Source organism: Vibrio ouci, from assembly GCF_004551525.1.
Taxonomy (GTDB): Bacteria; Pseudomonadota; Gammaproteobacteria; order Enterobacterales; family Vibrionaceae; genus Vibrio; species Vibrio ouci.
Genome location: NZ_SATR01000137.1, coordinates 1 through 2,117, shown reverse-complemented (window position 1 = coordinate 2,117; position 2,117 = coordinate 1). Strand labels below are relative to the sequence as shown.

The 2,117-nt window shown below is 38.8% G+C and carries 2 protein-coding genes and 1 pseudogene; all 3 read right to left on the bottom strand.

Annotated elements, in window-relative coordinates; translation table 11 throughout:
• A pseudogene (locus ELS82_RS27175) lies at window positions 1-105 on the bottom strand (GNAT family N-acetyltransferase); the annotation flags it as partial.
• 160 nt (window positions 106-265) lie between these two features.
• The gene (locus ELS82_RS24400; protein ID WP_134837704.1) at window positions 266-1,057 is read right to left on the bottom strand and encodes a hypothetical protein; all 792 of its coding nucleotides are present in this window, start codon (window positions 1,055-1,057) and stop codon (window positions 266-268) included.
• A 141-nt stretch (window positions 1,058-1,198) separates the two neighbouring features.
• Window positions 1,199-1,846, bottom strand: a complete 648-nt coding sequence (locus ELS82_RS24395) for a hypothetical protein (protein ID WP_134837703.1) — start codon at window positions 1,844-1,846, stop codon at window positions 1,199-1,201.
• Window positions 1,847-2,117: the final 271 nt, after the last annotated feature.

Here is a 2,117-nt window from a genome sequence, read left to right as displayed (position 1 = left end):
TGGAAAGTAAGGACCATTGAACTTCATCCATTCATCATTTGAAATAACCAAAGAATGGAGAGGTTCCAGTTCGTCTTCCTTGGCTGGTCTAATATCTACTTTCATATCTTCCTCAATACTTCCCGATTCTTTGTAGCAAACTAACGCCCAATTAACGTGTGAGCAGCGCAAGCACTGAACCCAAAAACTGCGCCGTAAACACTAAATTCAGCCCGAAGTGAAAGCGCCAAGCGTTGCGAATCTGCTTAAATTTATTGTTAGCTGTTTATTTACCTCTAAGACTCAAAGCGTGCTCGCGCAAAACTCGTGCATTGTCAGCGTAATGAGCATTTCCACAAACGATATCCCCGTAACTTATATCTGGAGATGAATAGAACGGATGAGTCTCATCTGCATAAGCCATGATAGTTCCTTTACCCCCGCAAATATAACCATACGAATGTTTCTTGTATTTACTTTGGACACTTAGAGGGACTTGATTTGATAGATCAAATGGCATTCCATCAGTTTGATCTGATAGTGTCTCCATATCGTGGTTAGCCCACGCTAAATGACCAAGTTCATGCTCTAAAACGCTGTCAACGCACGTTAACCCAATAGTGAAAAATTGAGGATAGACTGAAGACATAGTCTCTCCACACCAGTCACTAGTGAACTGGGAAATATCTTTTTTGAAAACCAGTCCATAAAATTTGGCTTTATCACTATTCAGACGTTCGATTTCTCCAGGGTAGTAGTACTCTAAGAAACTATGTACAACCTCAAACTCTTCACTTTCCTCACCAAGAATTTCTGGAGCATAGACAATTTTGTCCAACGTTCTGAGCATAGGAACACATGAATTCTTTAACGCTTTATTTGAAAAATTCAACCATCGCTGAATATGCCCTTCAATAACAAATGTGTCGAAGTGCTTTATCACGGACTCTGAGATAAAAAAAGTGATTGGGGTTTCTACTGCATCTTCAATCTGGCATTTAGGTAAACGAATTTCATCCGCATGAACTTGCCAACAAATACCTGCCGAAAGCAGTACTAACATTAACTTTGTCTTCATCAACTACCTGATTCAATTTAAACTGCTAACGCCAAATTAAGTAGTGAGTAACGCTACCCCTACCTAAACCATTGTGCCGTAAACACCGAAGCTGATTCAAAGCAAAAATGCCGAGCGTTACGAATCTGCTTAAATTTATTGTTAGGTCGTTGCTCTAATACGACGACCGAAACTGCATGCTTGCCTAAACTTGTATCCGAATTGTGTCTGCGAATACTTAACAATATGTACTTCGTCCTCTCTTCCTGAAAGAGATAGCTGTACGACATCAACAGAGTCTGCACTCAACAGGCTCGTATTAATAAGTGTAGAAATGCCCATGTCTTCAAGTTCTAGGTACGAGCAACTTGATACTTGCAACAAAGCCAAATAGTTAGATAAATCGTCGATGAATGTATAATTTATGATATCCACAGATCGCATAAACTCACGTGAATCTAACCTACCAGTCGAGTATGCAATGAACAAAGCAGCTAACAATTCAGACTTTTCAAAATCCGTTATACTCGATATAACTTGAAGCAGTTTATCGGAAACTTTTGCCGCATCTTCTGTTTTACTAAAGTCTCTAACTTTTGCTAAATCAGCACCCGACAATGAATCAATTGACGTCAAAAACAACTCAAGTTTTTGTGCAAAATAATAGTCTTGTATTGAACGGTATATACTTAGTGATCTTACTCCCCATCCAAATACAGGAATATCTTTGACCCACTGGTTATTAGTGAGTTTATCTAAAATAATGTCAAAGCCTTCGATCGCTGTATCTGCAATCAATATCTTACTCATTTAACGACTACCACTGTATTATTTTTAACTATCGAGACCTAACGCCAAATTAAGTAGTGAGCAACGCTACCACCTAACCTAAACCATTGTGCCGTAAACACTTAAGCCGATTCAAACCAAAAATGCCAAGCGTTGCGAATCTGCTTAAATTTATTGTTAGCTGTCTGGAATGAAGCCGACAATTTTAGCCCTAGCAAAGTCTTTGAGTTGATCATCTATTTCGAAGTCAAATGAAAAACTAGAAATAGTCCAGTCGTTCTTAGGTTTGTAG